General features: G+C 68.0%; 27 protein-coding genes. 14 read left to right on the top strand and 13 right to left on the bottom strand.

Annotated elements, in window-relative coordinates; genetic code table 11:
- The first annotated feature begins 36 nt into the window (after positions 1-36).
- Positions 37-675, top strand: a complete 639-nt coding sequence (locus AC3ITN_RS02840; RefSeq protein WP_489392014.1) for an NAD(P)-dependent oxidoreductase — start codon at positions 37-39, stop codon at positions 673-675.
- Between the two features lie 380 nt (positions 676-1,055).
- On the opposite strand, the gene dinB is transcribed toward AC3ITN_RS02840, so the two are convergent.
- Complete coding sequence (gene dinB, locus AC3ITN_RS02835) at positions 1,056-2,135, bottom strand: DNA polymerase IV (RefSeq protein WP_489392013.1); 1,080 nt, start codon at positions 2,133-2,135, stop codon at positions 1,056-1,058.
- A gap of 241 nt (positions 2,136-2,376) precedes the next feature.
- Between dinB and fabA the strand changes: the two genes are divergently transcribed.
- Positions 2,377-2,892: a 3-hydroxyacyl-[acyl-carrier-protein] dehydratase FabA gene (fabA, locus tag AC3ITN_RS02830; RefSeq protein ID WP_313348168.1), complete on the top strand. Its 516-nt coding sequence runs from the start codon at positions 2,377-2,379 to the stop codon at positions 2,890-2,892.
- Complete coding sequence (fabB, locus tag AC3ITN_RS02825) at positions 2,892-4,100, top strand: beta-ketoacyl-ACP synthase I (RefSeq protein WP_489392012.1); 1,209 nt, start codon at positions 2,892-2,894, stop codon at positions 4,098-4,100. Before fabA ends, fabB begins: the two co-directional genes overlap by 1 nt.
- 126 nt (positions 4,101-4,226) lie before the next feature.
- Here fabB and AC3ITN_RS02820 read toward each other — a convergent pair whose 3' ends face one another.
- From AC3ITN_RS02820 to AC3ITN_RS02810, 3 genes are read right to left on the bottom strand one after another with little or no spacing between them, the layout of a single operon-like run.
- Positions 4,227-4,919 carry an HAD family hydrolase gene (locus AC3ITN_RS02820; RefSeq protein WP_489392011.1) on the bottom strand — a complete coding sequence of 231 codons (693 nt, stop codon included), beginning with the start codon at positions 4,917-4,919 and terminating at the stop codon, positions 4,227-4,229.
- A complete protein-coding gene (locus AC3ITN_RS02815; protein WP_313348174.1) occupies positions 4,919-5,635 on the bottom strand; it encodes a pseudouridine synthase in 717 nt (238 codons plus the stop codon). The genes AC3ITN_RS02820 and AC3ITN_RS02815 overlap by 1 nt, the downstream gene beginning before the upstream one ends.
- Entirely contained in the window at positions 5,632-6,750 is a 1,119-nt protein-coding gene (locus AC3ITN_RS02810) for a class I SAM-dependent methyltransferase (RefSeq protein WP_489392010.1), read from the bottom strand. Before AC3ITN_RS02810 ends, AC3ITN_RS02815 begins: the two co-directional genes overlap by 4 nt.
- Before the next feature lie 152 nt (positions 6,751-6,902).
- On the opposite strand from AC3ITN_RS02810, the gene AC3ITN_RS02805 reads away from it, so the two are divergent.
- Complete coding sequence (locus tag AC3ITN_RS02805; protein ID WP_313348178.1) at positions 6,903-7,166, top strand: hypothetical protein; 264 nt, start codon at positions 6,903-6,905, stop codon at positions 7,164-7,166.
- A gap of 78 nt (positions 7,167-7,244) precedes the next feature.
- On the opposite strand, the gene AC3ITN_RS02800 is transcribed toward AC3ITN_RS02805, so the two are convergent.
- Together AC3ITN_RS02800 and AC3ITN_RS02795 are read right to left on the bottom strand one after the other, a co-directional pair.
- Positions 7,245-7,535: a DUF3247 family protein gene (locus AC3ITN_RS02800; protein WP_313348180.1), complete on the bottom strand. Its 291-nt coding sequence runs from the start codon at positions 7,533-7,535 to the stop codon at positions 7,245-7,247.
- Positions 7,536-7,666: 131 nt separating this feature from the next.
- Positions 7,667-9,676, bottom strand: a complete 2,010-nt coding sequence (locus AC3ITN_RS02795; protein ID WP_489392864.1) for an ATP-binding protein — start codon at positions 9,674-9,676, stop codon at positions 7,667-7,669.
- A gap of 209 nt (positions 9,677-9,885) precedes the next feature.
- Here AC3ITN_RS02795 and AC3ITN_RS02790 point away from each other — a divergent pair, with 209 nt between their 5' ends.
- On the top strand, positions 9,886-10,446 hold the full coding sequence (locus AC3ITN_RS02790; RefSeq protein ID WP_489392009.1) for a DUF3016 domain-containing protein: 561 nt from the start codon (positions 9,886-9,888) through the stop codon (positions 10,444-10,446).
- Here the strand turns inward: AC3ITN_RS02790 and alr are convergent.
- The gene (gene alr, locus AC3ITN_RS02785) at positions 10,433-11,509 is read right to left on the bottom strand and encodes an alanine racemase (RefSeq protein ID WP_489392008.1); all 1,077 of its coding nucleotides are present in this window, start codon (positions 11,507-11,509) and stop codon (positions 10,433-10,435) included. The two genes, AC3ITN_RS02790 and alr, sit on opposite strands and share 14 nt — an antisense overlap.
- Positions 11,488-12,801: a D-amino acid dehydrogenase gene (locus AC3ITN_RS02780; RefSeq protein WP_489392007.1), complete on the bottom strand. Its 1,314-nt coding sequence runs from the start codon at positions 12,799-12,801 to the stop codon at positions 11,488-11,490. Before AC3ITN_RS02780 ends, alr begins: the two co-directional genes overlap by 22 nt.
- Before the next feature lie 149 nt (positions 12,802-12,950).
- Between AC3ITN_RS02780 and AC3ITN_RS02775 the strand changes: the two genes are divergently transcribed.
- Together AC3ITN_RS02775 and AC3ITN_RS02770 are read left to right on the top strand one after the other, a co-directional pair.
- A complete protein-coding gene (locus AC3ITN_RS02775) occupies positions 12,951-13,430 on the top strand; it encodes an Lrp/AsnC ligand binding domain-containing protein (protein WP_313348188.1) in 480 nt (159 codons plus the stop codon).
- A gap of 27 nt (positions 13,431-13,457) precedes the next feature.
- Positions 13,458-13,766, top strand: a complete 309-nt coding sequence (locus AC3ITN_RS02770) for a hypothetical protein (protein WP_489392006.1) — start codon at positions 13,458-13,460, stop codon at positions 13,764-13,766.
- A 40-nt stretch (positions 13,767-13,806) separates the two neighbouring features.
- Here the strand turns inward: AC3ITN_RS02770 and AC3ITN_RS02765 are convergent, their stop codons facing one another.
- Positions 13,807-14,235, bottom strand: a complete 429-nt coding sequence (locus tag AC3ITN_RS02765) for a classical arabinogalactan protein 4 (protein ID WP_489392005.1) — start codon at positions 14,233-14,235, stop codon at positions 13,807-13,809.
- Positions 14,236-14,366: 131 nt separating this feature from the next.
- Here AC3ITN_RS02765 and msrB point away from each other — a divergent pair, with 131 nt between their 5' ends.
- The 5 genes from msrB to AC3ITN_RS02740 all read left to right on the top strand — a co-directional run bounded on the left by msrB (position 14,367) and on the right by AC3ITN_RS02740 (position 17,703).
- Positions 14,367-14,834: a peptide-methionine (R)-S-oxide reductase MsrB gene (gene msrB / locus AC3ITN_RS02760; RefSeq protein ID WP_313348192.1), complete on the top strand. Its 468-nt coding sequence runs from the start codon at positions 14,367-14,369 to the stop codon at positions 14,832-14,834.
- A 137-nt stretch (positions 14,835-14,971) separates the two neighbouring features.
- Positions 14,972-15,826: a flagellar motor stator protein MotA gene (motA, locus tag AC3ITN_RS02755; protein WP_313348194.1), complete on the top strand. Its 855-nt coding sequence runs from the start codon at positions 14,972-14,974 to the stop codon at positions 15,824-15,826.
- Between the two features lie 9 nt (positions 15,827-15,835).
- Complete coding sequence (motB, locus tag AC3ITN_RS02750) at positions 15,836-16,822, top strand: flagellar motor protein MotB (protein ID WP_313348196.1); 987 nt, start codon at positions 15,836-15,838, stop codon at positions 16,820-16,822.
- Between the two features lie 84 nt (positions 16,823-16,906).
- Complete coding sequence (locus AC3ITN_RS02745; protein ID WP_313348198.1) at positions 16,907-17,413, top strand: hypothetical protein; 507 nt, start codon at positions 16,907-16,909, stop codon at positions 17,411-17,413.
- Between the two features lie 14 nt (positions 17,414-17,427).
- The gene (locus AC3ITN_RS02740; RefSeq protein WP_313348200.1) at positions 17,428-17,703 is read left to right on the top strand and encodes a DUF4031 domain-containing protein; all 276 of its coding nucleotides are present in this window, start codon (positions 17,428-17,430) and stop codon (positions 17,701-17,703) included.
- 180 nt (positions 17,704-17,883) lie between these two features.
- On the opposite strand, the gene AC3ITN_RS02735 is transcribed toward AC3ITN_RS02740, so the two are convergent.
- On the bottom strand, positions 17,884-18,426 hold the full coding sequence (locus tag AC3ITN_RS02735) for a DUF6630 family protein (RefSeq protein ID WP_313348202.1): 543 nt from the start codon (positions 18,424-18,426) through the stop codon (positions 17,884-17,886).
- 136 nt (positions 18,427-18,562) lie between these two features.
- On the opposite strand from AC3ITN_RS02735, the gene AC3ITN_RS02730 reads away from it, so the two are divergent.
- Positions 18,563-18,814, top strand: a complete 252-nt coding sequence (locus AC3ITN_RS02730) for a DUF3297 family protein (protein WP_313348204.1) — start codon at positions 18,563-18,565, stop codon at positions 18,812-18,814.
- An 85-nt stretch (positions 18,815-18,899) separates the two neighbouring features.
- Here the strand turns inward: AC3ITN_RS02730 and AC3ITN_RS02725 are convergent, their stop codons facing one another.
- Positions 18,900-20,543 carry a Na+/H+ antiporter gene (locus AC3ITN_RS02725; RefSeq protein ID WP_313348206.1) on the bottom strand — a complete coding sequence of 548 codons (1,644 nt, stop codon included), beginning with the start codon at positions 20,541-20,543 and terminating at the stop codon, positions 18,900-18,902.
- A gap of 149 nt (positions 20,544-20,692) precedes the next feature.
- The gene (locus AC3ITN_RS02720) at positions 20,693-21,487 is read right to left on the bottom strand and encodes a dioxygenase family protein (protein ID WP_489392004.1); all 795 of its coding nucleotides are present in this window, start codon (positions 21,485-21,487) and stop codon (positions 20,693-20,695) included.
- Between the two features lie 126 nt (positions 21,488-21,613).
- On the opposite strand from AC3ITN_RS02720, the gene AC3ITN_RS02715 reads away from it, so the two are divergent.
- The gene (locus AC3ITN_RS02715) at positions 21,614-22,507 is read left to right on the top strand and encodes a LysR family transcriptional regulator (protein WP_489392003.1); all 894 of its coding nucleotides are present in this window, start codon (positions 21,614-21,616) and stop codon (positions 22,505-22,507) included.
- Positions 22,508-22,834: 327 nt separating this feature from the next.
- Here the strand turns inward: AC3ITN_RS02715 and AC3ITN_RS02710 are convergent, their stop codons facing one another.
- Entirely contained in the window at positions 22,835-25,783 is a 2,949-nt protein-coding gene (locus AC3ITN_RS02710) for a bifunctional diguanylate cyclase/phosphodiesterase (RefSeq protein WP_489392002.1), read from the bottom strand.
- Positions 25,784-25,955 lie beyond the last annotated feature (172 nt).

The raw sequence follows: 25,955 nt of genomic DNA, 5'->3' as shown, positions 1-25,955 counted from the left end.
ATAAGCTGGCCTTCCTCCCTCAACGGACCTCGCCACATGAAGATTGCCCTCATCGGTGCCACCGGCAACATCGGCCGTGAAATCACCCGCCAGGCCCTCGCCCGCGGCCATCAGGTCACGGCCGTCGTGCGCCGCGACACCGGCCTGCCCGCCGAACTGGACGGCGCCACCCTGGCCGTGGCCGCCTTGGACGACACCGACGCACTGGCGGCGGTGATTGCCGGCCACGACGTCCTGGCCAGCGCCTTCGGCCCCCGCCCGGGCGACGACCCGTCCACGGTCACCACCGTGACCGCCGCGCTGGTGAAGGCGGCGCGCCAGGCGGGCGTTCCGCGCTTCCTGATGGTCGGCGGTGCAGGCACCCTGGAAGTCGCTCCCGGCGTGCAGCTGGTCGACACCGACGGCTTCCCCGACGCCTACAAGCCGGTTGCCCTGGCCGCCCGCAAGGCGTTCAACCTGCTGCAGAAGGTCGACGACCTGGACTGGACGTTCTACTCGCCCGCCGCCGAGATCGGCCCCGGCCCGCAGAAGGGCGGCTTCCGCACCCAGGCCAGGCAGTTCCTGGTGGGTGCCGACGGACATAGCCGGATCAGCTACGCCGATTACGCCGATGCGTTCGTGAGCGAAATCGAGACGCCGCAGTACGTGCGAACGATTGCGACCGTGGCGTATTGATTGTTGGCGGCAACGCGCGGCTTGTGGCGTAGAGCCACGCCCTGCGTGGCTGCGCGATGCCTGACCGTAGAGCCACGCCCTGCGTGGCTGCGCGATGCCTGACCGTAGCGCCACGCCCTGCGTGGCCGCGCGATGCCTGACCGTAGAGCCACGCCCTGCGTGGCTGCGCGATGCCTGACCGTAGAGCCACGCCCTGCGTGGCTGCGCGATGCCTGACCGCAGAGCCACGCCCTGCGTGGCTGCGCGATGCCTGACCGTAGCGCCACGCCCTGCGTGGCTGCGCGATGCCTGACCGTAGAGCCACGCCCTGCGTGGCCGCGCGATGCCTGACCGTAGCGCAGCCACGCAGGGCGTGGCTCTACGTCCAATACAATCCGGCGTTACGTGTGTGGTTCGTCAAACAGCCCCATCTGGCTCACCGGTTCACGCTCGCGGAATCCACCCAGGCCAACGCCCACCAGCCGGTAGCGCGTCTCCGACGGCAGCTCCACCCGCGCGCGCAACGCCAGCGCGATGTCGCGCAGCTCCTCCAGCGTATCCGGTGGCGACTCCGGCGTGAAACTGCGCGTGATGATCCGGAACTGCGACGTCTTCAACTTCAGTACCACCGTATGCCCCACCCGATCGGTCTTGCGCGTGGCATTCCAGGTCTTTGCCGCAAGCTCCACGATCGCCGCCTCCAGCGCGTCCAGCGGCAGATCCTCTGCGAATGTGTCTTCCGACGAAATCGACTGCACCGGCTGATCCGGCTCCACCGGGCGCTCATCGATCCCGCGTGCGCGCCGGTACAGACTGGCACCGAAACTACCGAAACGCGTCTCCAGCAGCTCCAGCGGCAACGCACGCAGATCGCCCACCGTGGCGATGCCCAGTTCGGCCAGCTTCGCCTCCATCACCTTGCCCACGCCCGGCACCCGCTTCACCGGCAGCGGCGTGAGGAACTGCTCCACCCGGTGCGGTGGCACCACGAACTGCCCGTCCGGCTTGCGCCAGTCCGACGCGATCTTGGCCAGGAACTTGTTCGGCGCGATGCCCGCCGACGCCGTCAACTGCGTCTCGTCGCGGATCTGCGTGCGGATCACCGCCGCGATCTCGGTGGCCACCGTCATGCCCCCCTTGTGCACCGTCACGTCCAGGTACGCCTCGTCCAGCGACAGCGGCTCGACCAGGTCCGTGTGGCGCAGGAAGATTTCACGCACCTGCCGTGACACCGCCTTGTAGCGCACGAAATCCGGCGGCACGAACACCGCATCCGGGCACAGCCGCTCGGCACGCAGCGCCGGCATCGCCGAGCGGATGCCGAACACCCGCGCCTCGTAGGACGCCGCGCAGACCACCGACCGCGCCCCCTTCCAGGCCACCACCACCGGCTTGCCGCGCAGCGACGGATTGTCGCGCTGCTCCACCGACGCGTAGAACGCATCCATGTCGACGTGAATGATCTTGCGCAGTGCGGACAAGGCAGCAGACTCGGGCGGGCGCGGCGGATTCAGATGAACAAGATTACAGCCATACGCTTGAGCATGGTCTTTTCATAACAACAACATGCGTTTTTCAAGCTGAAAACACTACGCCAGCGTACGGTTAAAACGTTTGATTGAATCACTTTTACTCTGCACTCTTGGGCACTTTCAACAGCAACAATTCGCCGACCCACGGCCGGCGTCACCCGATGTCAACTTCTTCAGGATTGCGTTTTCCATGACTCGTATCAACGCGTTCTCGCGCGAACAGCTGCTGGCCAGTGCCCGCGGCGAGCTGTTCGGGCCGGGCAGCGGTCGCCTGCCCAACGATCCGATGCTGATGTTCGATCGCATCACCGACATCCGCGATGACGGCGGTCCACACGGCAAGGGAATGGTACGCGCGGAACTGGATATCCGCCCCGACCTGTGGTTCTTCGGCTGCCACTTCATCGGCGACCCGGTCATGCCCGGCTGCCTCGGACTGGATGCGATGTGGCAGCTCACCGGCTTCTACCTCACCTGGCTGGGTGCGCCCGGCCGTGGCCGCGCGCTCGGCTGCGGCGAAGTGAAGTTCACCGGCCAGGTGCTGCCCAGCGCCAAACTCGTCAGCTATGAGATCGACATCACCCGCGTGATCAACCGCAAGCTCGTCATGGCCCAGGCCGACGCGCGCATGCTGGTCGATGGCCGCGAAATCTATTCCGCCAAGGACCTGCGTGTAGGTCTGTTCACTTCCACCGAGAACTTCTGATGCGTCGCGTCGTCATTACCGGAATGGGCATTACTTCGTGCCTGGGCAACGATCTGGACACCGTGTCCTCCGCACTGCGTGAAGGCCGCGCCGGCATCCGTGCCCTGCCCGACCATGCCGAAGCCGGCCTGCGCAGCCATGTGGGCGGCAACATCGAACTGGACCTGGACGCGCAGATCGACCGCAAGCTCAAGCGCTTCATGAGCGATGCTTCCGCCTACGCCTACATCGCCATGCGCGACGCCATCGCCGATGCCGGCCTGGACGCGACGCAGGTTGCCAACCCGCGCACCGGCCTGATCGCCGGCTCCGGCGGCGGCTCCAGCCAGTGGCAGGTGGAATCGGCCGATATCCTGCGCGCGCGTGGCGTGCGCAAGGTCGGCCCGTACATGGTGCCGCGCACGATGTGTTCCACTGTTTCGGCCTGCCTGGCCACCGCGTTCCAGATCAAGGGCCTGAGCTATTCGCTGTCGGCTGCCTGCGCCACCTCGGCGCATTGCATCGGCGCGGCCGCGGACCTGATCCGCCACGGCGCGCAGGACGTGATGTTCGCCGGCGGCGGTGAAGACCTGCACTGGTCGATGAGCGTGATGTTCGATGCGATGGGCGCGCTGTCCACCCGCTTCAACGACACCCCGGCCACGGCGTCGCGCCCGTATGACAAGGACCGCGACGGCTTCGTCATCGCCGGTGGCGGCGGCATGCTGGTGCTGGAGGATTACGACCACGCGGTGGCGCGTGGTGCGCGCATCTACGCCGAGCTGGTCGGCTACGGCGTCACCTCCGACGGTGCCGACATGGTTGCTCCGTCCGGCGAAGGTGCGGTGCGCTGCATGAACATGGCCATGCAGAATGTCACCGGCCCGATCGACTACCTCAACACGCATGGCACCTCGACCCCGCTGGGCGATGTCACCGAGCTGAAGGCGGTGCGCGAGGTGTTCGGCGAATCCATTCCGCCGCTGTCTTCGACCAAGGCGCTCTCGGGCCACTCGCTGGGTGCGGCCAGCGTGCATGAGGCGATCTACTGCCTGCTGATGATGCGCGATGGTTTCATGGCCGGCTCGGCCAACATCGGCGAACTCGACCCGGCGGTGGAAGGCTTCCCGATCGTGCGCGAGAGCAAGGAGGTGCAGTTGAACACCGTCATGTCCAACAGCTTCGGCTTCGGCGGCACCAATGCCGCGCTGGTGTTCGGACGGGTGTGATCGCCTGCGGCGTGGACGAAAAAACCCGGCCATGTGCCGGGTTTTTTGTGGTGAACGGATGGGTTTGCGCGGCTGGGTTCGCTGGCTGCGGTCGGCTCTACCCGGTCGGCTCTGCCGCGCGCGGTTTCATTCCACCTGTGCGCTTGGCAACAGCGGCACCAGCAACGCGTGCGCGTCGTCCAGGGACGCAACAATGCGGTGGCCCAGTGCGCGCAGCGCCTCGTCCGGGTGCACCAGGTCGGGTACCTGGATCGCGGTCATGCCCGCACTCACCGCAGCACGGATGCCGGCCGGTGAATCTTCCAGCGCCAGGCAGCGTGCCGGGTCCTTGCCCAGCTTCTGCGCCGCCAGCAGGTAGATGTCCGGTGCCGGCTTGGGATGGGCCACGTCGCTGCTGGTCACCACCACATCGAAGAACGGCAGCAGCCCGGTGGCCGCCAGCTTGCGCGAGGCGCGCGGCTGCCGGGTCGAGGTCGCCACCGCGCGTGGAATGGCGTGCGCCTGCAGCAGCTGCAGGATCGCCATGATGCCCGGGCGCAGCGGCAGGCCCTGCTGGGTGCGCGCCTCGTAGAGGTCGTGGCAGTGTGCGAACAGCGCGGCCACCTGGGCGGCGTCGATGTGCTGCAGCAGCCGCTGCTCGCAGTCACGGTCGCCCAGCCCGACCATGCCCAGCCAGAAGTCGTCCGTGAACGGCAGCGACAGTTCCTGCGCCGCCTGTGACCAGCACGCCAGCGAAACACGCTCGCTGTCGATCATCAGGCCATCCATGTCGAAGATGACAGCGTCGGGCAGGAACGGCAGTGCGGCACCGGCGTTCATCAGGCGTCGGTCAGGTGGCCGGTGAACAGCGTGTCCAGGTCGGCACTGTCGAGCATGCGCCACTCGCCTTCGCCCAGGCCGTCCAGCGACAGCCCGCCGATGCGGCTGCGGTGCAGCGCCTGCACGTGGTTGCCCACGGCAGCGAACATGCGCCGGGCCTGGTGGTAGCGGCCTTCGTGCAGCACCAGCTGTGCCTGGCGCGGCGACTGCACGTGCAGCTCGGCCGGCAGCAACGGCTTGTCGTCGGACTCCAGCAGCAGTGCGCCGCTGGCAAATCGCGCAGCCTCGTCACCGCGCAGGTCTTCGGCCAGGGTCACCTCGTAGGCCTTGTCCAGGCGCGACTTGGGCGACACGATCCGATGCAGCAGCGCACCGTCGTCGGTCATCAGCAGCAGGCCGCTGGTATCCCGGTCCAGCCGCCCCACCGACGACAGCAACGGCGACCGCTCGCGGAAGCGCGGCGGCAGCAGGTCGTAGATCAGCCGGCCCTTGTCCTTGGTGGAGCAGGTGTATTCGCGCGGTTTGTGCAGCATCAGGGTCAGCCCCTGCGGCGGGTCGAGCGGTTCGCCCTCGACCCGGATCGCCTCATGCGCCACCAGGTCGTCGGCATACAGCACCTCACCGTCGGCGTCGGTGACCAACCCCTCGCGGAACATCAGCTGGACCTGCTTGCGGCTGCCATAGCCCAGGTTGGCCAACAGCTTGACCAGCTTCATGGGCGACCCCCGCGGCCCCACTTCGGCTCGGTGCTCCGGGGAGCCCTGACGGGGGTGGCCGTCTTGCTGGCCTTGGTCGCCTCGATCAGCTTGAAGCCATCACGCTCGGCGGCCACGCGCACCTGGCCGAAGCTGTCGTTGAGGATCTGCTCGTAGGGCAGGTGGCGGTTGGCCACCAGCCACATCCGCCCACCCGGGCGCAGCGCCTGCGCGGCCACCGCGATGAAGCGCTGCCCGATGTCAGGGCGGTCGGCGCGCGACGGGGTGTGGAACGGCGGGTTGGTGACGATGAAGTCGTACTGCGCCTCGATGCCGGCGGTCACGTCCTGCCAGTGGTACGCCAGTGCGGCTGGCTTGCCCAGCGCGGCCAGGTTGTCGCGGGCCAGCGCCAGCGCGCGCCCTTCGGCTTCGTACAGGTCCAGCGCGGTCACGCCCGGGCAGCGCGCCAGCACTTCGGCCGACAGATAGCCGAACCCCGCGCCCAGATCGGCGCCGCGTCCGGCCAGGTCGGCCGGCAGCTGCTCGACCAGCAATGCCGATGCCGGATCGATGCGGTCCCAGGCGAAGATGCCGGGACGGCTCTGGAAACGCCCGCCCAGGATCGCGCGCGGCGCGTCCAGTGTGGACCAGCGCTGGGCCAGCGCGGCGTCGTGCTGACCGTTGAGCGGCGCGGTCCAGTACACCCGGCAGTGGTTCTTGGTCATCTTGCCGCCCAGCCCGGCCAACTGCTCCAGGTCGCCTTCGCCGGAGCGAGCGCCCTCGTTGTTGTGCTGGCAGGCCACCACGATGCCGCCCGGGGCGGCGATCGCGAGGGCGCGGGCGAACAGCGCGCGGGCCTCTTCGCGCTGGCGCGGCGGCAGCACCAGCACCACGGCGTAACGCGTGCTGTCATCGGCCAGCTGCTGCTCGTCGCGGACGGTCCAGCCACTGGCTTCCAGCGCGTCGGCGAACGGGCGGAAGCTCTGCTCGCAGACCAGCTGGCCCGGCTGCGCGTGCTCGCGCAGCGGCCAGCCGTCGCGGGCGCGCAGGAACAGCACCGGCCCGGCGGGCCAGGACAGCGCACCGGAGAAGGGCAGGAACAGGGTTTCCAGGGGGGCGTCGTGCTGGGCAGCCATGCGGGGGGCACATCTTGAAAGAGGCCGCCATTCTACCGTCTCGGCCGATCGACCCTGTTCGTGTCGCGATTTCCGTTTATTCAACGTGTCCTTGATGCCATCGCAACATGCGGTCGGTCAGGGTGAAGGCTCATTCGGAACGGAGGTAGCTCATGCGCGCATTGTTCGTCGGTGGCGTGGTCGACAACAGCGAAATGGACCTGGAAACGGCGCAGCCGCCCGTGCACTACCCCGAAGACACCGGCGGTGGGCACTCCCGTTACCGGCTGCACCAGGTCGGCAAGCAGCCCGATGGCACCGTGGCCTATGCGGTATACGGCGCACCGGACATGGCCGATGAAGAAGTGGCCCGGGTGGCCGACGAGCGGGCGTATGCACGCCGTTTCGAGGCCGAGCCGGAAGTATTCACGCATTGATTGCCCGTGCCGGGCGGCGCCCGCCGGGTGTGACCAGCGCACTGCCGGGCCGCCCGCCCGGCAGTGCCTTGTGCGGCCTTATTCGATGGGCGGCAGCGACCGCACCGCGCGGATCCGGTCCAGCCACAGCACGTGCTGCTGGGCGGGCGTATCCAGGTCATCCAGGCGCAACTGGCCGTTGCTGCCCTCGTTCTCGTCCGCGTCGCGGTACTGCTGCACGGTCGGCTGCACGGCAACGGTGCCCAGCAGGCGGCTGCCGTCGTCCAGGGTGAGCTCGACCTGGGTCTGGCCCTTGAGCTGCGGCAGCAGCGCTTCGAGGGCGGCGATATCGGCCGGATCGGTGTGGATGGTGGGGGCGTAGCGGGACATGGGGTCTCCTTGGGTAGCATGGGGTACGGCAGCCACGCATGGCGTGGCTCTACGCGCCATCTGGCAGTGCCACGCCATGCGTGGCAATCGCATTCCGTAATGCCACGCCACGCGTGGCAAACCCGCCGACTTCACCGGCGTGCGGCAAGAACGCTGCGCACCGCCGACACCAGCTGGGCCACGGAATAGGGTTTGGCCACGTGCTCCTGGAAGCCCGACGCCAACGCCCGCTTGCGATCGTCCGCGCGGGCCAGGGCGGTGACCGCCACGGCCGGCAGGATGCGCTCGTCAACGCCGATGTCTTCGCGCAGGGTGCGCACCAGGCCATACCCGTCCATGCCGGGCATGCCGATGTCGGTCAGCAGCACGTCCACGCTTTCGTGCCCGCCCTGGTCCAGCAGTTCCAGCGCCTCGCCTGCCGATGCGGCGGCGGTCACCTGCGCGCCCTGCTCTTCCAGCAGGCGGCGCAGGTACTCGAGCACCTCCGGCTGGTCTTCGACCGCCATCAGGCGCAGGCCCTTCAACGGATACGGCTCGATCACCTGTTCGCTGATCGGGCCGCTGAACACCTCGCGCAGCGGTCGCCCGTCGGCCTGCGGCAGGTAGGCCGGCAGGCGCACGGTGAACGCCGCGCCGCGGCCCTGGCCCTCGCTGTTGGCGGTAACCTGGCCGCCATGCAGTTCCACCAGCTGCTGCACGATGGCCAGGCCCAGGCCCAGGCCGCCGTGGCGGCGGGTGGTGGTGCCGTCGGCCTGCCGGAAGCGGCTGAACAGATGGCGCAGGAATTCCGGGGCGATCCCATCGCCCGAGTCGGCCACGGTCACCGTCCAGTGACTGCCGTCGGTATCGAGCGTGACCGCGATCGTGCCCGCCGCCGGGGTGAACTTGATGGCATTGGACAGCAGGTTCCACAGCACCTGCTGCAGGCGCGTGGCATCGCCCAGCACCAGAGCCGGGGCGTCGGGCATCACCAGGCTCACATCCAGCGCCTTGCCCTCGGCCACCAGCTCCTGGGCGCGCATGGCCTCGGTCAGCTGCGCGCGCAGGTCCAGCACCTCCACTTCCAGCTGCACCTTGCCCAGCAGCATGCTGCTCAAATCCAGCATGTCCGAGATCAGCCGCTTCTGCGCCATCGCGCTGCTGGCGATCACGCCCAGGCCCTTGTACAGCGGGCTGGTCGCGTCCACCCGCTGCAGCAGCAGCTCGCTCCAGCCCAGGATCGTGGTGAGCGGCGTGCGCAGCTCGTGCGACAACGTAGCCAGGAATTCGTCCTTCAGCCGCGCCATGTTCTCGGCGGCACTGCGGGCCGCGCGTTCGGACTGCAGCAGTTCCTCGCGCGCCATTTCAATTTCGCGGCGCTCGGTCACGTCGGTACTGCTGCCGGCCAGGCCGATGAACCGGCCCATCCGCGAGAAACGCGGGCGGGCGTTCATTTCCAGCCAGCGCCATTCGCCGTCGGCACGCAGCCCGCGTACCAGCGCGTGCATGGACCGCTGCGCCTTCATGGCTTCCAGCAGCTCGTAATCGAACACCGACGCGTCGTCCGGATGCACCAGGCCGCGCCACACGTCTTCCGGAACGCGCTGCTCGTCGCCCCCGAAGAACTCGGTGAAGGCACTGTTGACGAAGCGGGCGTGGCCGCGTTCGTCCAGCACCCACACCGGCATCGGCAGCCCGTCGGCCAGCGCGCTGAAGCGCGCCTCGCTCTCGGCCAGTTCCACTTCGATCTGTTTGCGGTTGGTGATGTCGAAGAACAGCACCGCCACCCGGCGTTCGTCCGGATCGCCCACGCGCATCGCTTCCACCGCGTACCAGCGGTTCAGCGCACGCGCTTCCAGCTCGAAACGTTGCGGCCGACCGGTGGAGGCGATCTGACCGTAGATGCGGTACCACTCGTCCTCGTGCTCAGGCTGCAGCTCACTCATCAGGCGCCCGGAGGCGTCATGCAGACCGGTGTTGCGCTCGAAGGCCTCGTTGACCTCCAGGAAGCGGTAGTCGACGCCAACGCCGTCTTCGAGGATCACCTCGATGATGCAGAAGCCCGCGCTGAGACCTTCCAGCACGCTGCGGTGAAGGACAGGATCGGACACCGGAGCCGCGAAAGCGGTGCGTTCCAGGGTGGAGGCGGGCAGGCTGGGCAAGGGCGTCAAGTGGGGGCAACTGGCGGAGCGGAGGGACACAGCATCTTCCAGACCGCGTATTCGTAGCGTCAAGCACCCATTGCCCGCATTGATGTAGGTGAATTCATACCCACCCCGGATGATGCAGGCGCGGCGGGCCGATTGTCCCGTCTGGCGATACGGATCACACTGCGAGCCACCGCCCATCCCCCCGCAGCCCTGGAGTCGTCATGAACCGCAAACCCTTGCTGGCTGGTGCTCTAAGCTGTCTGTTGCTGCTGGTTGGCAGCGTCTCCGCCGCCCCACGTACGGTCACCGATCCCAAGGCGCCCCGCGCGCTCACCGGCGAGAGCCCGGTACAGGTCAAATGGACCGATCCGGCCCAGTTCACCGAGATCCGCGCCAGTTCCAACCGTTTCGAGGCCCAAAGCGGCAACTGGGTGCAGCAGCTCGCCGACTACCTGCGCCGCAGCGCCAGCAAGCGCCTGCCGCCCGGACAGACGCTGGAGGTGGAGATCACCGACATCAAGCGCGCCGGCGATTTCGAGCCACAGCACGGTCCGCGCACCAACGATATCCGGATCATGCGCGACATCTACCCGCCGCGGATCACCCTCAACTTCACCCTGCGCGATGCCAGCGGCGGCGTGGTCAGCCAGGGCGAAGAGAAGCTCATCGACATGAACTACCTGGGCAACACCGGCCTGCTGAGCAACAGCGACCCGCTGCGCTATGAGAAGCGCATGCTGGACGACTGGCTGCGCCGCCTGCTGCCGCCTACCCGCCGATGAGCTCACGTGCCACGCGCTTGACCGCACACGGCAGCTGATACGCGCTGACGTTGCACAGCGGGGCCAGCACGTCCAACCGCGGCGACTCGCCCCACAGCGTCACGGTGCTGCCCACGCCGGCCTGCGGCAGGTCGGTAAGGTCCACGGTCAGCATGTCCATCGACACCCGCCCGATCAGGTGACCGGGCTGGCCGTCGATCTGCACCGGGGTGCCGTTCGGGGCGAACTGCGGGTAGCCATCGGCATAGCCAAGCGCCACCACGCCCACGCGGGTGGGCCGCTCGGCGACGAAGCGCGCGCCGTAGCCCACCGGCTCACCGGCGGCGATCTCGCGGGTGGCGAAGATCTTCGACTGCATGGTCATCACCGGGCGCAGGCGCTCGGTGAAGGCGTTGTGCGCCTGAAGCGGGTTGGCGCCGTACAGCATCAGGCCCGGGCGCACCCAGTCGCTGCGCACCTCCGGCCAGCCCAGCAGCGCGGGGGAATTGCACAGGCTGGTTTCACCGGCCAGACCGTCAATGGCACTGGCAAACGTGGCGGCCTGCTCGCGGGTGCGCGGGCTGTCCAGCTCGTCGGCGCGTGACATGTGGCTCATCAGCACCATCGGCGCCACCTGCGGCAGCGCGGACAGGCGCGCGTGGGCCGTGCGGAAGTCGTCCGGGGACAGGCCAAGACGATGCATGCCACTGTCCAGCTTCAGCCAGATCTGCAGCGTGGCGTCGGTCTGGAAGGCCGCCACCGCATCCACCTGCCACGGCGCGGCCACCGCGAACCACAGGTTGTGCTGCACGATCAGCGGCAGCTCGTCGGCGTCGAAGAAGCCTTCCAGCAGCAGGATCGGCGCGGCGATGCCGGCCTGGCGCAGTTCCAGCGCTTCTTCGATGCAGGCCACACCGAACGCGTCGGCCTCGCCCTCCAGCGCACGCGCGCACGCCACCGCACCGTGCCCGTAGGCATCGGCCTTGACGGCGGCCAGGGTCTTGCGGCCGCCACCCAGTTCACGGGCCAGGCGGAAGTTGGAGCGCAACGCGTCCAGGTCGATCAACGCGCGGGCTGGACGCATGGGGTGGGTTCACTGTGTTGGACGGAGGCGGCGTGGTGGCCGCCGTAACGGAAGATATCCAGGCCTTCGGTGCTGATCTGCGGCTGGCGCGCACTCATCAGGTCGGCCAGGTAGCGGCCGGAGCCGCAGGCCATGGTCCAGCCCAGCGTACCGTGGCCGGTATTGAGGAACAGGTTGCTGTACGGCGTGGCGCCCACCACCGGCGTGCCGTCCGGCGTGGCCGGGCGCAGCCCGGTCCAGAACTCGGCGCGCGACAGATCGCCAGCGTGCGGGTACAGATCGCGCACCACCTTTTCCAGCGTGGCGCGGCGGCGCGGCGACAGCGACAGGTCGAACCCGCCCACCTCGGCCATGCCGCCCACGCGGATGCGGTCGTCGAAGCGGGTCACCGCCACCTTGTAGCTCTCGTCCAGGATGGTCGAGGTGGGCGCCATGTCCGGGCGGGTGATCGGCAGGGTCAGCGAATAGCCCTTGAGCGGGTACACCGGCAGCTGCATGCCCAGCGGGGCGACCAGCGACGGCGAGTAGCTGCCCAGCGCGACCACGTAGCGGTCGGCGGTTTCCACCTTGCCGTCGATGCGCACACCGGTGATGCGGTTGCCGCTGGTCTCCAGCCCGGCAATGTCCTGGTCGAAGCGGAACTCGACGCCGGCATCGATGGCCATCTGCGCGAGGCGCCGGGTGAACAGCTGGCAGTCACCGGTCTGGTCGCGCGGCAACCGCAGCGCGCCGACCAGCGTATGGGCCACACCGGCCAGGGCGGGTTCGTGGGCAATGATGCCGTCGCGGTCCAGCACCTCGTACGGCACCCCGTACTGGGCCAGCACCTCGATGTCCTGCGCGGACGCATCGAGCTGCTGCTGGGTGCGGAACAACTGGGTGGTGCCCAGGTCGCGGCCCTCGAATTCGATCCCCGTCTGCGCGCGCAGCTCGTTCAGGCAGTCGCGGCTGTATTCGGACATGCGCACCATGCGCGCCTTGTTGATGGCGTAGCGCTCATGCGTGCAGTTGCGCAGCATCTGCGCCAGCCAGCGGTACTGGTGCCAGTCCAGGCCCGGGCGGATCGCCAGCGGTGCATGCTCGGCGAACAGCCACTTCACCGCCTTCAGCGGCACGCCGGGGGCGGCCCACGGCGAGGTATAGCCGAACGAGAGCTGGCCCGCATTGGCGAAACTGGTTTCCAGCGCCGGACCCGGCTGGCGGTCCACCACCGTGACTTCAAACCCCGCCTGCCGCAGGTACCAGGCACTGGTGGTGCCGATGACCCCACTGCCAAGGACTAGAACGCGCATGACACCTCTCCAACCCGATCATTCCCTGCACTGGAGCGTGCCGGGACCATAATTGCGGAAGTATATGCCGCCCAAACCAATCGTTTTTGCTGTTTTTTGCTCAACCAGCAGGGTATTGTCCTGCCAACCTACGCAACAGGCTGACGCAGATGGCCGTACGCACCCGCGAGCTGGACAAGATCGACCGCAAGATCCTGCGCATCCTGCAGGAAGAGGGCCGCATCTCCTTTACCGAACTGGGCGAGCGCGTGGGGCTGTCGACCACGCCCTGTACCGAGCGGGTGCGTCGTCTGGAACGCGACGGGGCCATCACCGGCTACTACGCCAAGCTCGACCCGCACTACCTCAAGGCCAGCCTGCTGGTGTTCGTGGAGATCAGCCTGGCGTACAAGTCCGGCGACATCTTCGAGGAATTCCGCCGGGCCGCGTTGAAGCTGCCCAACGTATTGGAATGCCACCTGGTCTCGGGCGACTTCGATTACCTGCTCAAGGCGCGCATCAGCGAGATGGCGTCCTACCGCAAGCTGCTTGGCAGCACCCTGCTGACCCTGCCGCACGTGCGCGAGTCCAAGAGCTACATCGTGATGGAAGAGGTCAAGGAAACCCTGACCCTACCGATCCCGGACTGATCCCCCCCATGCAAAAAGGCGGCGCGCTTGCGCGCACCGCCTGTTGAGCTGCCGACCAGCGCATCAGCGCTGCTGTTTCTGCTCCTGTTGGCGCTGGTCCTGCTGTTTGCCACCCTTCTGGTTCTGCTGATCCCACTGCTGCTGGTCCTGCTGGCCAGGCTTCTGGTTCTGCTGACCCTGCTGTTCCTGCGGCATCTTGCCGGGAGTGCGGTTCTGCTGATTTGCCATGGTTGCTCTTCTCGTAAAATCTTGGGGATGCGCGGTCTTGCGGCGCACGTACAGGGTCTTGGAAACGCGGTTAATCGCGGGCGAAATTGCAGTGAGCTGGCGCGTTGACACAGCTGACTGCGCGGCGCGGTTGTGCAACGTTCATGCGTCAGGGCTTGATCCGCTGCCCATCGCCGCTCGGAACCGCGTCGTAGTAGCGGCCGGTGCGCGTATCGAGCACGCGGTTGGGGCCGGCCTGCTTCATGCCCGGCACGATCCGGCCGTGGCGATCGTAGATCTTCGGCGGTGCGGTGGTTGCCGGGGGTGCGGGCGGCTGCACCTGCGCCGGGCCCTGGCTCTGGATGGGGTGGGTGCGCAGCTGCTGCGCGGTCTGCGCCGGCGTCTTCACCGGGGCCATGCGCCCGGACAGGCTGTCGGCCGGTGCCGGGCGCACCGGGGTGGGCAGCGGCGTCTGGGTGGGCGCAGGGCGGGTCACGGGGCGGGTGTCGGTGGGATTTCGCGGCGCGGCGACCTGCGCCACGGTGCCCAGCGGCACCAGTACCAGCAGCGACAGGCCAAGCCAGGAAACACGTTTCATGATGGGCAGGCTCACGGCGGGAACAGGCATTCACCCTGCGCCTGCCCGCGTGTCAGCACCATGAACACCCGCAGCGCTTGCCCACAGCGGCTGCCGCCCCCATTTCTGCGCTACCCCCACAAGGACCGCCCATGACCGCTTTCGACCTCTCCCCGCCCAGCGACGCCCAGCGCCAGGCGCTGATTGCCGGGCTCAGCGCGGACGAGCAGCGCGTGCTGCTGCACCACGGCACCGAGGCCCCGTTCTGCGGGGTGTTCCTGGACAACAAGCAGGACGGCGTCTACGGCTGCCGGCTGTGCGGCCTGCCGCTGTTCCGCTCCAGCACCAAGTTCGACTCCGGCACGGGCTGGCCCAGCTTCTTCGCCCCGTTCGATCCGGCCCATGTGCGTGAGATCCGTGACAGCAGTCACGGCATGATCCGTACCGAAATCGTTTGCGCCCGGTGTGACAGCCATCTCGGCCATGTGTTCCCGGACGGCCCGCCGCCGACCCACGAGCGGCACTGCCTGAACTCGATCTCGCTGTCGTTCACGGCCAATGGCGAGGCCTATCCGGACCCGCTGCAGCGTGGCGGTGCCGAGGCGCAGCCGGCGGGTTGAGCCTGCCCGGTGGAGGTGTGCCCACCGTGGGTGGGTACACTTTTCCACGCAAAAGTGTGACGTCGAACGAACGCCACCCTTCAGGAAACCGGTGACGGGGCCGACATGGAGATATCCCCCTCCTCCGCGCCCGCCCCATGCTCATCATTGTTGGCTTCGTCATCGTCATCCTCAGCGTGCTCGGCGGCTACGTCGGCGCGCACGGCAAGCTGGGCGCCCTGTGGCAGCCCTACGAGCTGGTCATCATCGGCGGCGCGGCACTGGGCGCGTTCCTGGTCGGCACCCCGCTCAAGACGGTCAAACAGACCCTGCAGGCCACCGTGGGCGTGTTCAAGGGCCCGCGTTACAAGCAGCAGGACTACATCGACGTCCTGAGCCTGCTCTATGAACTGCTCAACAAGGCCCGCCGCGAAGGCTTCATGGCGCTGGAAGAGCATGTCGAGCGCCCGGCCGACAGCAGCATTTTCGCCAACTACCCCAAGGTCCAGGCCGACCACCACCTGGTCGACTTCATGACCGACTGCCTGCGCCTGATGATCGGCAGCAACATCGAGCCGCACGAGCTGGAACCGCTGCTGGAGATGGAGCTGGAGAAGCACCACGCCGAGGCGATGCAGCCTTCGGCCGTGCTCAACAAGGTCTCCGACGGCCTGCCCGGCTTCGGCATCGTGGCGGCGGTGCTGGGGATCGTGATCACCATGGGCTCGATCGGCGGCGAGATCACCGAAGTGGGCGCCCACGTCGCTGGCGCGCTGGTCGGCACCTTCCTGGGCATCCTGCTCGCTTACGGCTTCGTCAGCCCGCTGGCGGCGGCCGTGGAAGCGCGCGCCGAACAGGACAGCCGCATCTACGAATCGGTGAAGACCGCCCTGCTGGCCTGCCTGCGCGGCTACAACCCGAAGATCGCGCTGGAATTCGCCCGCAAGACCCTGCCGTCCAACGTGCGCCCGGGCTTCAGCGCGTTCGAACAGCACCTCAAGACGGTCAAGTAAGGCACCGCCATGGCCGAGAACAAACCCACCGTCATCGTCCGCCGGGTCAAGAAGGCCGGCCACGCCGCGCATCACGGCGGCGCCTGGAAGGTGGCGTATGCCGACTTCGTGACCGCCATGATGGCGTTCTTCCTGGTGCTGTGGCTGATGGCGGCCACCACCAAGCCCGAGCGCGCGTCCATTTCCGAGTACTTCCGCAATCCCAGCCCGCTCAGCGGGCAGAGCCCCACGCCCGCCCCGGGCATGGCCGGCCCGGGCGGCGCCAGCACCTCGATGATCAAACTGGGCGGCGCCACCGATGTCTCGCGTGGCAACAGCAACGACCCCTTCCAGAACCAGCAGGCCGAACGCCCGGTGCCGCAGCAGGATGAGCGCGAGCGGGAGAAGAAACAGCTGGAAGTGCTGAAGCAGGAACTGGAAGAAGCCATCAGCAAGAGCCAGGCGCTGGAGCCGTTCAAGGACCAGCTGCTGCTGGACCTCACCCCGGAAGGCCTGCGCATCCAGATCGTGGACAAGCAGAACCGGCCGATGTTCGACATGGGCAGCGCCGCGCTCAAGCCGTACACGCGCGAGATCCTTCGCGAGCTGTCGCAGTTCATCAACCACGTGCCGAACCGGATCAGCATCACCGGCCATACCGACACCACCGCCTACAACGCCGCCCACGGCTACAGCAACTGGGAACTGAGCGCCGACCGCGCCAATGCCGCCCGGCGTGCCCTGCTGGACGGCGGCATGGCCGACGACAAGGTCACCCGCGTGGTGGGCCTGTCCTCGTCGGTGCTGTTCGACAAGACCCAGCCGGACAACCCGATCAACCGCCGCATCAGCATCGTGGTGATGACCAAGGCCGCCGAAGCCGCCGCCCTGGCCGGCTCCGGCCAGCAGGTGGCCCTGTCGCCGACCGTGCAGGACGCCGATATCCAGGCCACCCAGGGCGCCCCGGCCCTGCCGGTGCTTGCGCCGGCGGCCGCGCCACCGTCCGCCTCGCCCTGAGGTGGATGGGTTTCGTTGATTCCGTGGAGCCGGCCAGCGGCCGGCATTAGAATGGCGGTCTTTCCCCTCCAATAGACCGAGTCCATGTCCAAGCAGTCCAAGGCCAAGCGCGACAAGCGCAAGAAGCTCCAGCCCAAGCGCCCGATCAACCGCCTCAACGCCCAGCAGCCGGTGCAGAACCATGCCGTGCTGACCAACGAAGAAGGCCAGGTCGTGGCCGCGATCGGCCTGCAGGGCACCGAATGGCTGCTGGCCATCGGCGGCCAGACGATGGGCAACGCCGACAACCCGATCCCGATGCTGGCGATGCTCAAGCACCTGTCCAACGTGCAGGAAAAGGAAGGCCGCAAGGTCACCCTGGAATACTCGACCCAGCTGCAGCAGCTGATCGACGACCTGGCCGCTGACGAAGGCACGACCGCCGACGAATACCTGGCCAACCTGGTTTCCGAATTCGAAGGCGTGGAAGGCGAAGAAGGCGACGACGCCGATGCGGATGGCGTGGCGGAAGACGCCCCGGTTGCCGACGAAGCCGCTGCCGCCGACGGCGACGCTGCCCAGGCCGCCAGCGACGACAAGCCGCAGGCCTGAGCCACGGCCACCCGGTGACGGTCTATATCGACGATGCGGTACACCCCTGGCGCGGCGAGCGCTGGGCGCATCTGATGGCCGACACCCTGCCCGAGCTGCACGCCATGGCGGCGCAGCTCGGCATTCCACGGCGGGCATTCCAGAACCGCCGCAGCGGCGCCCACTACGACGTGCCCGCCCCGCTCCGCCTGCAGGCCATCGCCTTGGGCGCACGCGCCATTTCCCGTCACACCGACCGGGCGCTGGTCAAAGCCGTGATTGCCAATGCCAGGGCGCAGTACCTGCCGTAGGGCACCGACGCGGGTCGACGGGGTAGAGCTGACTGGGTAGAGCTGACTGTTAGTCAGCTGCTCTCCGCGCCAACATCAACGGCAGCGGACTAACAGTCCGCTCTACCGGCAACGACGGAACCGGCAACGACAAAGCCGGCAACGACGAAACCGGTAGCTACGAACAGAGGCCACAAAACGTCAGAACGGGTCCGACCCCGGCCGCACTTCCACGCCCAGCAGCGAACACAGCGCCAACATGGCGTCGTCGTCGCGGCTCAGCGCCATCCAGCCGGCCAGACCGCCGTTGCCGGTGTCCACACTCCACAGCGAATAGTTGTGTTCGCGCAGACGGTCGTAGCCGGTGGCCATCAGCATCGGCGCATCCACGCCGGCGGCGAAGTCCTCATCGTCCAGGTCGCCACCCCAGTCCAGCTGCAGGTTCCAGCGCGCGGCCAGCTCGTTCACGGCCGACATCAGCGCATCGGCATCGCCGCGGTCCACCTCGAACCCGGACTGCCAGGCAATGGCCGTCATCAACGGCGGCAGCCAGTCGGCTTCTTCGTCGATCTCCTCGCCGTTCTCCAACACCGCCTCCCGCCAGCGGTTGAACTGCTGCAGGCCCAGCTCTTCATCGCCCGGGTTGATGAGCACGAACAGGTTCCAGATCCGCGCCTCGAAGTCTTCTTCGTCGAAGTCGCGCTCTTCTTCTTCGAAGTCGAAATAATCACTGTTGTCGGGCATGACCGGTATTCCTGGAGACAGGCAGGCATTCTGCCGTGCGCGGGCGTTGGCAGGAAGCGAAATTCGGCCTTGGCACCCGTACGGTTTATCCTGTATGCCTGAAGACGGCCGTGGTGGCCGTCAGCATCCGGCACCCATGAGCGATACCCCTCCTGACCACCTGGCGATCAACCCGGCCAGTCCCTTCCACGATGCCGCTGCGCTGGAGCGCGGGGTGGGCATCCGCTTCAACGATGTCGAGCGCGACAACGTCGAGGAATACTCGGTCAGCGAAGGCTGGGTCCGGGTCCAGGCCGGCAAGGCCCGCGATCGCCGCGGCAACCCGATGACCATCAAGATCAAGGGCACCGTAGTGGCGTATTACCTGGATCAGAAACCCTCGGCCTGATTGCAGGCCGACGGCGTAGCGCCACGCCCTGCGTGGCTTCGCGGTGCGGGACGGAAACGCAGCCACGCAAGGCGTGGCTCTACCGTCAATCCCGTTGCCGCGTCTCGAGCAGGTCCAGATTGCGGATCAGCTTGCGTGAGATCTCGTCGGAGATCCGGCCGCGCCGGGTCAGGCGGAACAACTCCTCGCGCTCGGCAGTCAGCCCGGCGGTACGCAGCTGGCGGTAGCCCTGTTCCATGCGCCGCACCTTCTCCGGGTCGGCGTCGGGGCCCTGCTCCTTCTCCAGGTTGCGCTGGTACAGCAGGCTCACCCGTGACGCCGCATCGTTGTACAGCTGCACGTTGTCGGTGGTCTGGTGCTGCACCAGCTGCTGGCGCATGCGCTCCACCCCGGCCAGCGCCGCCTTGGCGGCCAGCCGGCGGGCAAGGTCCTCTTCCTTGCGCTCGCCCGAATCGGCCGGCAGTTCCAGGCCCTTGAGCAGGCGCGGCAGCGCCACGCTGGCGCCCACCAGCGAAATCAGGATCACCGCCGCCGCCAGGAAGATCACGAGGTCACGCGCCGGGAAGGCGCTGCCATCGGGCAGGAACAGCGGCAGGGTCAACACGCCCGCCAGCGTGATCGCGCCGCGCACGCCGGCCAGCGACGTCGCCACCACGATCCGCCACGAGGTGCCGGGCCGCGCTTCACCACGATGCCGCGCGCGCAGCACGCTCCAGCGCAGCGACAGCCATACCCAGGCCAGGCGCAGCAGCACCAGCGCCAGGTTGATCACCACCACGTACACCAGCAGCCACCACGCGCTGTGGTGGCCGCTTTCGCTGACCGTGGTCATCGCCCGGTCCACGATGCCGGGCAGCTGCTCACCGAGCAGCACGAACATGATGCCGTTGAAACTGAACTGCAGCATGTTCCACACCGCCGTACGCTGCACGCGCATGCTGCCCGAGACGCGGCCGGTGAGCTCCACGTAACTCATGGTGATGCCGGCGGCCACCGCCGAGAGGATGCCCGAGGCATTGGCCTCTTCGGCCAGCAGGTAGGCCGCGAACGGAATCAGCAGGTTGACCAGCAGCGCTGCACCGGGTTCTTCACCGAAGCGCCGCCACAACCAGCGCTGGAAGGTGGACACGCCCAGCGTGACCGCCACGCCGATGGCCAGGCCGGCCACCGCCACCCACAGGAAGGTCATCGACGCGGTGGCCAGCGAGAAGCTGCCGGTCATCACCGCCGCCACCGCGAAGCGGAAGCAGACCAGGCCGGAGGCATCGTTCAACAGCGACTCGCCTTCCAGGATGTGCATCAGCCGCTTGGGAATAGGTGCCCGCGAGGCGATCGAGCTGACCGCCACCGGATCGGTCGGCGAGATGATCGCTGCCAGCGCGAAGGCCACCGCCAGCGGCATCACCGGAATCATCCAGTGGATCAGCAGGCCCGCGCCGATCACGGTGAACACCACCAACCCGAACGCCAGTTCCAGGATCACGCCTTTGTCGCGGAACAGGCCCTGTTTGGGAATGCGCCAGCCGTCGAGGAACAGCAGCGGCGGCAGGAACAGCAGGAAGAACATCTCCGGTTCCAGCGCGTGGCCGCGGTTGAATACACCGGCGATGACCGCCCCCAGCCCGATCTGCACCAACGGCAGCGGCAGCGACAACGGCAGTACGCGGACCAGATAGCCGCTGGCGACTACGGCCACCAACATCGCCAGGACGACTTCAATCGTATGCATGCATTTTCCAGAGAGCCTGGAAAAAAATTACCACACCCACCCCACAACGCGAACGACAGGCAGCGCAGCGGCTCAGTCCACGGACAGCCGCAGCGCCGCAGCGCGCGCCCCATGCCATGCAGCTGGATGCCGCGCCGGGCGCAGCACGCTCATGCCGCCGCGCCGTCGAAGCGGTAGATGTCCATCGCCAGCATGCCCGCATCAATGCCGGCATCAATGCGCTGCGCGCCGAGTACATCGCCACCGGCCGCACCCAGTGCGAAATGCAGTGGCTGCAGGTGTTCGTCGGTGGGATGCGCACGCTCGGCGTAGGGCGCCTGGCGGCGGTAGTCCAGCAGCGCGGCGCTGTCGTCGGCGCGCAGGCGCTGCTCCACCCACTCGATGAAGGGGCGCACATAGGGCGCTTCGCCGCCGCGCTGGTACTCGCGGAAGTCGTGCAGGTTGTGGGTGATGCTTCCCGAGCCGACCAGCAGCACGCCCTGGTCGCGCAGCGGTGCCAGTGCGCGACCCAGCGCGAACTGGTGCGCGGGGCCCAGCAGCGGCTGCAGGGCCACCGGCACCACCGGGATGTCGGCCTGCGGGTACAGCAGCCGCAGCGGCACCCACGCGCCATGGTCGAGCCCGCGCGCGGGGTCCAACGCCGCCGGCAGGCCAGCGTTGGCCAGCCGCTGGGCGACCTCGGCGGCCAGGGCAGGATCGCCGGGCGCGGGGTACTGCAGATCGAACAACGCCTGCGGGAAGCCGCCGAAATCATGGATCGTCGGCGGCTGCGGGTGCGCCCCCACCACCGGCTGGCGGGTCAGCCAGTGCGCCGAGGCCATCACGATGGCCCGCGGGCGCGGCAGCTGCGCGGCCAGTTCGGCCAGGCGCACGCCCACCTGCCCTGGCTGCAGCGCCGTCATGGGCGAACCGTGGGAGATGTACAGCGAAGGCAGGCGGGACATGGCGCAACTCCAGGCAGGAAGGCGGACCGACCGGCAGCGCCGGGGGATCCAGGCGATCAGCGTATTGCGTCGACCCGGACCGATAAATACGATGATCCGACGCTGTTCATTCCAGGAACCGCAACAATGGACACCCTAGAGGCAATGCGCGTGTTCGTGGCGGTGGTCGAGCGCAACGGCTTCAGCGCCGCCGCGCAGGCACTGGACCTCTCCACCGCCGGCGTCACCCGCCAGATCGCGGCACTGGAGAAGCGCCTGTCCGCGCGGCTGCTCAACCGCACCACCCGCCGGGTGAGTCCCACCAGCACCGGCGCGGCGTACTACGAACAATGCGTGCAACTGCTGGCGCAGTTCGATGCGCTGGAGGCGGGCATCGGCGCACAGGCGCTGGCGCCCTCGGGCACGCTGCGGATCAATGCGCCGGTCAGCTACGGGATCGCCCGGCTGGGCCCGCTGCTGGCCGGTTTCCGCACGCGTTACCCGCAGGTGCAGCTGGACCTGTCGTTGTCCGACCGGCTGGTGGACATGGTTGAGGAAGGCTACGACGTGGCGATCCGCATCACCCGCCAGCCGGGCCCGTCGCTGATTGCCCGCAAGCTGGCCGAGACCCGCATCAGCCTGTGCGCAGCGCCCGCCTACCTGGCCGCGCATGGCCACCCGCAGCAGCCCGAGGACCTGGCCGCGCATGAGTGCCTGGGTTACAGCTACTGGGCCGGCGGCGACGCATGGCCCCTGCACGGCCCGCGTGGCGAGGTCTCGGTGGCGGTGCACGGCGGCGTGCGCGCCAACAACGGCGACGTGCTGCGCGAAGCGGCCATTGCCGGGCTGGGCATCATCGTGCAGCCCGACTTCCTGGTCGCCGACGCACTGGCCGACGGCCGCCTGCAGCGGGTATTGCCGGAGTGGGAAGTGCCGCCCATCGGCATCTACGCGGTGTATACCAGCCGCAACCACTTGGCACCGAAGGTGCGCAGCTTCATTGATTACCTGGTGGAGGCGCTGGCGGACCCGGCGGGGTGAAGGTGATGGGGGGCATGTGATTGGGTGCATGCCGCGCGGCACATGCGATGGGTTACTTGCCGCGTGCACGCGATTGGGGACATGCGATTGGGGACACGACGCGTGCATGCGACTGGGGACATGCCGCGTGCATGCGACTGGGAACACGCGACTGGGAACACGACGCGTGCATGCGACTGGGAACATGCGACTGGGTAGAGCCGACTGTTAGTCGGCTGCTCTCCGCTGGATGCGTCAACCTCCGCGCGCTGCGCGCGCAGCCGACTAACAGTCGGCTCTACCCCGCCGGTTTCGCCCCGCCGGTTTCGCCCCGTCGGCGCGCTGGCGCTATGCGTCCGCCGTCTCCAGCCGCCCGATCACATCGGCCAAGGGTGCCGGGCGGCCCAGCAGGTAGCCCTGCACCTGGTCGCAGCCGTGCGCGGCCAGCCACTCGTGCTGGCCCGGTGTTTCCACGCCCTCGGCAATGATCGTCAGCCCCATGCTGTGGCCCAGCGACAGCAGCGCGCGGCAGATCGAGGCGTTGCGCGGGTTGGTTTCCACGTCCGCCACGAAGCTGCGGTCGATCTTCAGGATGTCCAGCGGCAGGTGCTGCAGGTAGGACATGTTCGAATAGCCGGTGCCGAAATCGTCCAGCGAGATGCAGATGCCCTGCTCGTGCATGCGCTGCATGGTCTGCTTGGCCTGGCCGGGTTTGCGCATCAGGCTGCTCTCGGTCAGCTCCACGTGCAGTGCGCCACGGGCCAGCCCGAACTCCTGGCTGGCGCGGGTGAATTCGGCCACCAGGTCGCTGTTGAAGAACTGCACGGCCGAGACGTTGACCGCGATCGGCAGGTCCCAACCGGCGTCCACCAGTTGCCGCTGCGCACGCGCCGCTTCGCGGATCACCCAGCGGCCCAGCGCCAGGATCAAGCCGGTGTCCTCGCACAGCTGGATGAATTCCCCCGGCGGAATGAAACTGCCGTCGGCCTGTGGCCAGCGCAGCAGCGCCTCGAGTGCCGCAGGGGTGCCGTCGGTGGCATGGCAGATCGGCTGGAAGTACAGCGCGAACTCGGCATCGATCGCGCTGTGAATGCGCCCGGCCAGGCGCAGCCGGTCGGCCAGCCGCGAACTCACCGTGCTGTCGAACCAGGCAATCACGCTGCCCTCGTCGCGTGCGGCATGCGCGGCCTGCGCGGCCATGCTGATGACCTGCTCGGCGCTGATCACGTCGCCGTCGAACTTCACCGCCACGCCGATCCGCGGCTCGAACTGATGCAGCCAGTCCTGCCCGCGCACCGGCTCGGACACCGTCTGTACCAGGGTGTCCAGCGCCGACTGGCGCTCGTGGTCGTCGCGGATGGCGAAGATGAAATCCTCGGCCGGCTGGAAGGCCAGCAACCCGTAGCGCACGCCCAACCCACCCAGGCGCTTGGCCATGGCCTGCAGCACCACGTCGCCGACTTCCCGGCCCAGCGTATCGGCTACCAGCTGCAGACCGCGGAACTGCACATAGGCGATGGTGTAGCCGCCGCCCTCCTCGTCCAGCTGCGCGGCCAGCGCGCGCGTGTTGAGCAGGCCGGTGGCCGGGTTGTGGGTGGCGTGGTAGGCCAGGTCGCGCTCGTAGGCCATGCGGTCGCTGATGTCTTCGGCCAGTACCAGGCAAGCCTCGCGCCCGTCGAAATCCAGCCGGGACAGGTGCGCGCGCACCTCGAACAGGGTGCCGTCCTTGCGTCGGTGCAGGCGCACCTTGGCATCCTGCAGCTCGCCGGTGCTGGCACTGGCGATCGCGGCGCGGATTTCTTCCCAGCCCTCGCGCGGGCGGATATCCAGGATGCTCATCGCCAGGAACTCGTCGCGGCTGTAGCCGTACTGGCGCACCGCCGCTTCGTTGACCTCCAGGAACCGCAGCGTGTCCGGGTCGAACACCCAGAACGGCGCCGGGTTGCGGTCGAACAGCAGGCGGAACTGGCGCTCGGCCTGCTGCGCGCGCGCCAGTGCCTGCACCCGCTCGCTCACATCGGTGAGCGCACCCATCATGCGCCGTTCGCGGTCGGCCGCCCCCACCTGCTGGCCACGCGCCGACACCCAGCGCACGTGCCCGCCCGGCAGCACGATGCGGAACATCTCATCAAGCACGCCGTTGCTGGCAAAGGCGTGGTCGAAGGCGGCCTGCAGGCGTTCGCTGTCTTCCCGGTGCACGCGGTTGAAGAAGTCGGCGACCGGCAGGAAATCCAGGTCGATGCCGAAGATCTCGCGGGCCAGCGGCGACCAGCGCAGCACGGCCGCGTCCTCGTCCACCGTCCAGGTGCAGATCTTGCCGACCTGGTGGGCCATGCGCAGCTCGGCATGGCCGGTGCGCAGCTCCTGGCTCATCGCATCCTGGCGGCGGGTGGCGCGGCGCAGACTGGTATAGACCAGCGCGAACGCGCCCCAGTACAGCAGGAACAACCCCAGCGATGCCTGCACGTACGGCCACCAGGGCGCCAGCACGTCCTGCCGCCCCAGCCCGGCGTACACCGCCAGCGGGTACTGGCCCAGCGTGGTCAGCGTGGAGATGCGTTCAACGTGATCGATCGGGCTGGTTTCGATGCCCAGCGGGGTCACCGCGTCGCGCCGCACCATTTCCCGCCGCGCCAGGTCGAAGCGCTGCCCGGTGAGGCCTTCCCGGTCCGGGCTGCGGGCCAGCACGTAGCCGCCCGCATCGCTGATCGAGATGACGCCGGTGCGCCCGGTGTCCAGCCCGCTGATGATCGATTGCAGCTCGGTGGTGTGCAGCCGGCTCAACAGCCAGCGGTCCTCGCCCATGCGCAGCGCCAGCGGCAGTACCCACCGCTGCGCATCGAGCAGCTGTGGCGGCCCCACGTACAGATAGCTCTCCACCCCACGGTGGGCGTCCACCGCCCACAGCGGCAGGTTCAGGTCGCCGCTGCCGCTGGTCAGCGCGCGCCCGTACTGGTCCACCACCACGATGCTGTCCAGCTCGGCATGCCGCTGCAGCACCCCGCCGATGGCGTCGTCCAGCAGGTCGGGGGCCTGCGCCGGCACGCGCTCGAACAGCTGCGCGCCATCGGCGGCAATGCCGCGCATGGCCCGTTCCAGGTTGCGCAGCTCCAGCCGCAGCAGGCGCTGCGAACCGGCCGCCAGCGCCGAACTCTGGCGTTGCGCCGCTTCCTGCCGGCGCTGGAAATCGTTGACCAGCATGACCACCAGGCCGACGCCCAGCAGGCCGCCGAGCCCGATGCCCAGCCACACGATCGTCCGCAACGGCCGCGCCATGGCGTGGCTCATCGCGGGCATCGCGTACCTCTTCCACAGTGACGGGCTGGCTTCATCTGCAAACGCTTTCCTGGTTTCCCCAAACCTGAGCGGCCAATGTCGCAATTTCTTGATGCCCCCCTTGCAGGTTTCCCCACCTGCGAGGCCTTGGTCCAGCTCTCCTGGCCCAGCATGCACCAGCCGGCGCGGCGCG

It is taken from the genome of Stenotrophomonas sp. KH_036_B (assembly GCF_057839485.1).
Note: the sequence above shows the minus strand (reverse complement) of the source record. Positions and strands in the feature narration are given on the sequence as shown.

Bases quoted from the DNA above. Each gene is read 5' to 3' on its own strand.
- AC3ITN_RS02840 (WP_489392014.1), top strand. From the start codon at position 37: ATGAAGATTGCCCTCATCGGTGCCACCGGCAACATCGGCCGTGAAATC.
- fabA (WP_313348168.1), top strand. From the start codon at position 2,377: ATGACTCGTATCAACGCGTTCTCGCGCGAACAGCTGCTGGCCAGTGCC.
- fabB (WP_489392012.1), top strand. From the start codon at position 2,892: ATGCGTCGCGTCGTCATTACCGGAATGGGCATTACTTCGTGCCTGGGC.
- AC3ITN_RS02820 (WP_489392011.1), bottom strand. From the start codon at position 4,919: ATGAACGCCGGTGCCGCACTGCCGTTCCTGCCCGACGCTGTCATCTTC.
- AC3ITN_RS02815 (WP_313348174.1), bottom strand. From the start codon at position 5,635: ATGAAGCTGGTCAAGCTGTTGGCCAACCTGGGCTATGGCAGCCGCAAG.
- AC3ITN_RS02810 (WP_489392010.1), bottom strand. From the start codon at position 6,750: ATGGCTGCCCAGCACGACGCCCCCCTGGAAACCCTGTTCCTGCCCTTC.
- AC3ITN_RS02805 (WP_313348178.1), top strand. From the start codon at position 6,903: ATGCGCGCATTGTTCGTCGGTGGCGTGGTCGACAACAGCGAAATGGAC.
- AC3ITN_RS02800 (WP_313348180.1), bottom strand. From the start codon at position 7,535: ATGTCCCGCTACGCCCCCACCATCCACACCGATCCGGCCGATATCGCC.
- AC3ITN_RS02790 (WP_489392009.1), top strand. From the start codon at position 9,886: ATGAACCGCAAACCCTTGCTGGCTGGTGCTCTAAGCTGTCTGTTGCTG.
- alr (WP_489392008.1), bottom strand. From the start codon at position 11,509: ATGCGTCCAGCCCGCGCGTTGATCGACCTGGACGCGTTGCGCTCCAAC.
- AC3ITN_RS02780 (WP_489392007.1), bottom strand. From the start codon at position 12,801: ATGCGCGTTCTAGTCCTTGGCAGTGGGGTCATCGGCACCACCAGTGCC.
- AC3ITN_RS02775 (WP_313348188.1), top strand. From the start codon at position 12,951: ATGGCCGTACGCACCCGCGAGCTGGACAAGATCGACCGCAAGATCCTG.
- AC3ITN_RS02765 (WP_489392005.1), bottom strand. From the start codon at position 14,235: ATGAAACGTGTTTCCTGGCTTGGCCTGTCGCTGCTGGTACTGGTGCCG.
- msrB (WP_313348192.1), top strand. From the start codon at position 14,367: ATGACCGCTTTCGACCTCTCCCCGCCCAGCGACGCCCAGCGCCAGGCG.
- motA (WP_313348194.1), top strand. From the start codon at position 14,972: ATGCTCATCATTGTTGGCTTCGTCATCGTCATCCTCAGCGTGCTCGGC.
- motB (WP_313348196.1), top strand. From the start codon at position 15,836: ATGGCCGAGAACAAACCCACCGTCATCGTCCGCCGGGTCAAGAAGGCC.
- AC3ITN_RS02745 (WP_313348198.1), top strand. From the start codon at position 16,907: ATGTCCAAGCAGTCCAAGGCCAAGCGCGACAAGCGCAAGAAGCTCCAG.
- AC3ITN_RS02735 (WP_313348202.1), bottom strand. From the start codon at position 18,426: ATGCCCGACAACAGTGATTATTTCGACTTCGAAGAAGAAGAGCGCGAC.
- AC3ITN_RS02730 (WP_313348204.1), top strand. From the start codon at position 18,563: ATGAGCGATACCCCTCCTGACCACCTGGCGATCAACCCGGCCAGTCCC.
- AC3ITN_RS02725 (WP_313348206.1), bottom strand. From the start codon at position 20,543: ATGCATACGATTGAAGTCGTCCTGGCGATGTTGGTGGCCGTAGTCGCC.
- AC3ITN_RS02720 (WP_489392004.1), bottom strand. From the start codon at position 21,487: ATGTCCCGCCTGCCTTCGCTGTACATCTCCCACGGTTCGCCCATGACG.
- AC3ITN_RS02715 (WP_489392003.1), top strand. From the start codon at position 21,614: ATGGACACCCTAGAGGCAATGCGCGTGTTCGTGGCGGTGGTCGAGCGC.
- AC3ITN_RS02710 (WP_489392002.1), bottom strand. From the start codon at position 25,783: ATGCCCGCGATGAGCCACGCCATGGCGCGGCCGTTGCGGACGATCGTG.